This is a genomic window from Eubacterium sp. Marseille-QA0814 (genome assembly GCF_965119675.1).
Lineage (GTDB): Bacteria > Bacillota > Clostridia > Lachnospirales > Lachnospiraceae > Eubacterium_G.
This window is the reverse complement of the sequence record NZ_CBCPMG010000008.1, coordinates 1-2,651: the sequence shown is the minus strand read 5'-3', so window position 1 is coordinate 2,651 and position 2,651 is coordinate 1. Positions and strand designations below refer to the sequence as shown.

The following is a 2,651-nucleotide window of genomic DNA, read 5'->3' as shown; positions in this document are numbered from 1 at the left end:
CCCCTCGTTGTCGATAGTCACACCGCCAATCTTTTTATGTACGAATGGTGCAAGCTGTCTGTTTCCTTTCTTAAAATCTACATCAATCTTCTGTGTGTCGAATGTTTCGACATTGCGGAAGAAAGTAGACTTAATGAACGTCTGCACTTTAGGCATACGCTCTACAAGTTTACCCATTGTTCTAGGGTCGTAAATGCTGATATTTGCCATTTTAATTTATCTCCTTTTCTCTATGCTGTTGCGTTGTCTGTATCTACGAGGAAAATGCCAATTTTTCTAAATGGTGCTTTAAAGTCTGCTGCCGTCTTGCCTACAGGTACTTCAATCGCACTACCGAAAAATTCGCCTGTGAGGTAATACACTACCTCTTCTCCCTCTTCTGCGTTTTCCGCTGCAAGACCATATACATCCACTACGGTATCTGCTGTTACCGCCTTAATTTTTCCGTCTGTACCTAATGTGATAGGCATAAGTTCGTGAATTGTTTCTCCACTTGCTACTGTGCCCGAATCGGTCACAACGGGAAAATCCCCGGCGTGTACCATTTTAGGGGAATAACTTTCTAACTTCTCTTTTCCTGCCATTGTTCTTTACCTCCTGTTATTTTGTCTGCGGATACATCTGGTCGATAATATCGCCGAACGGGTCTTTATCTTCTCCCTGTCTGCCATTGTTAGAAGCTGGGGTTACGTCTTTTACTCCCGATTTATCTACATCATCCTCACGGTCGTTTAAAAACGCCTGTCCTGTCTTTTTCTGTGCTGCTACAATCTGCATTGCAAACGCTTCCGCACTTACAGGCTCTTCATACTTTGCCTTGTTTGCCAAATCCTCAAACCCCGGCAATGTGATTTCATCAATCGCCTTGATTCTTGCCCTTTCTGTATCTACTGCTGCCTGTGTGTCCGCTCCGGCGTTGTCTTTTGCTCCTGCCAAAACCTCGGTTTTATACGCATTGGCTACGTCCGGGTGGTTCTTTTTAAACTCTTCCAATGTCATGTTATTGTCCTCCTTGTTTTTTCCATTGGTTTTATAGTTATTATTATGGCTATTGGCGTAGCCTAATAATCCTTTTGGTATCGTGCTGAATCTCTCCAAGCCGATAGGTACGGAATTTACAATTACCTTTTCCTCATTTTCTACCTCTGTATCCACATCCGTAAACATTACTGCGGTACAAAAGCCTGCTTCTACTGCTTCCTCTCCTGTGAACCATTCGCCCTCATTTGTCATAAGGCTTTTTATCTCTTCCTCTGACTTGTCCGTAACGGTCATATAGCAATTAACAATAGATTGCTTGATTGTTTCCAACTCTTTAACAATGTTTTCTAAATCTGTTGTATTGTAATATCCAATCAATCCGGCTAATGGGTCGTGTATCATAAACACACCGCCTACAGATATTTCTATCGTATCGCCTGCCATAGCAATAATGGTTGCTGCACTTGCACACCAACCGTCAATTTTTACCGATATTTTCGCCTTATGCTCTTTCAATCGTGTATATATCGCTACTGCTGCGAATACATCCCCTCCGCCCGAATTGATACGCACGGTTATTTCATCTACCGCCCCCAAGTCTTTTAACTCTTGATTAAATATACTTGGTGTGATTTCATCCCCATACCACGAATACTCGGAGATTTCGCCATACAATAGCATTTCTGCCGTGTTGCTCTCTTCATCCGGCACAAAGTTCCAAAACCTTTGTACTTCGTTCTTATTCCTCGGTTTTTTCCTCTGTCTGCCCTCCGTCATTGTCGGGGTTGTTTTCTGTGTCTGATTCCTCACGTCCGTTAATATTCTCAACGGTTTGTGTTTCTGTCTTTGCACCTCCTGTTACCTCCTTTAACAGTTCCTCTTCACGCTTTCGCTGCTTGATATTTTTGTAAAAGTCTGTGCCTGTAAGTTCCCTTGCTTCTCTTTCCCTTGTGGAATAGCCACCCTGTACCCTCTTCTCGGCAGCTTCAACCTCTTTTGTCGGGTCAAGCTGTCCGGCACTCGGCCCCGTCCACTCCGCCGAACAATAGGCATCTTTAATAATCGGGTCTGCAAAAAATCCGGGTGCTTTGATTCTCCCTTTTGCTACCGCTTCGCTTAACCATTCTTCGTAAATTGGTTGGCAAAAATCGGCAACAAACCACGCCCTATACATTTTTACAACCTTAAAAAATTCAAGGATTGCGGCCCTTGATGCGGAATAGTTGCTAGAAAAAGCCATAATCAGTATTTCGTATGGAATTTCCAAGGCTGCCCCTATCTGCTTTAGCACCGCAATTACAAACGGGTCAAAGTTCGGGTTTGGTCTGCCCGGATTTACCATATTGGCTTTTTCTCCCTCTCCAAGGTCGATTACCGCCCCCGGTGCAAGTTCAATACTGTTTTCGTCCTCTTGGTCTACCTGCATCTCTTCCGGGATACTTTCCCCAAACGGTACATCATCACTTGCACTTTCTTTTTCGATAAACACGGTAAATAATCCGTTAATAACTGCTGCCAATACTTCCGCTTCTGTGTATCGTCCTAACTGCTTTATCGTGTCAATTACAGGTGCTAAAAAGGGAACTCCTCGGACTTGCCCGATTCGCTCCCTGTTCATAACGTGTAATATGTTTCTTCGTCCTGTTTTTTCTCCGTATGCAAGCACTCTT

4 protein-coding genes are annotated in these 2,651 nt (G+C 43.7%); all 4 read right to left on the bottom strand.

The window, feature by feature from the left end:
• Nucleotides 1-210, bottom strand: a 210-nt coding sequence (locus ACQY63_RS12290) for a major capsid protein (RefSeq protein ID WP_428245318.1), incomplete at its 3' end; no start/stop codon positions are given.
• Nucleotides 211-230: 20 nt separating this feature from the next.
• Nucleotides 231-584: a hypothetical protein gene (locus tag ACQY63_RS12285; RefSeq protein WP_428245317.1), complete on the bottom strand. Its 354-nt coding sequence runs from the start codon at nucleotides 582-584 to the stop codon at nucleotides 231-233.
• A 16-nt stretch (nucleotides 585-600) separates the two neighbouring features.
• Entirely contained in the window at nucleotides 601-1,692 is a 1,092-nt protein-coding gene (locus ACQY63_RS12280; protein WP_428245316.1) for a head maturation protease, ClpP-related, read from the bottom strand.
• Nucleotides 1,693-1,720: 28 nt separating this feature from the next.
• Nucleotides 1,721-2,651 (bottom strand): phage portal protein (locus ACQY63_RS12275; protein ID WP_428245315.1); only part of this gene is annotated, 931 nt, incomplete at its 5' end.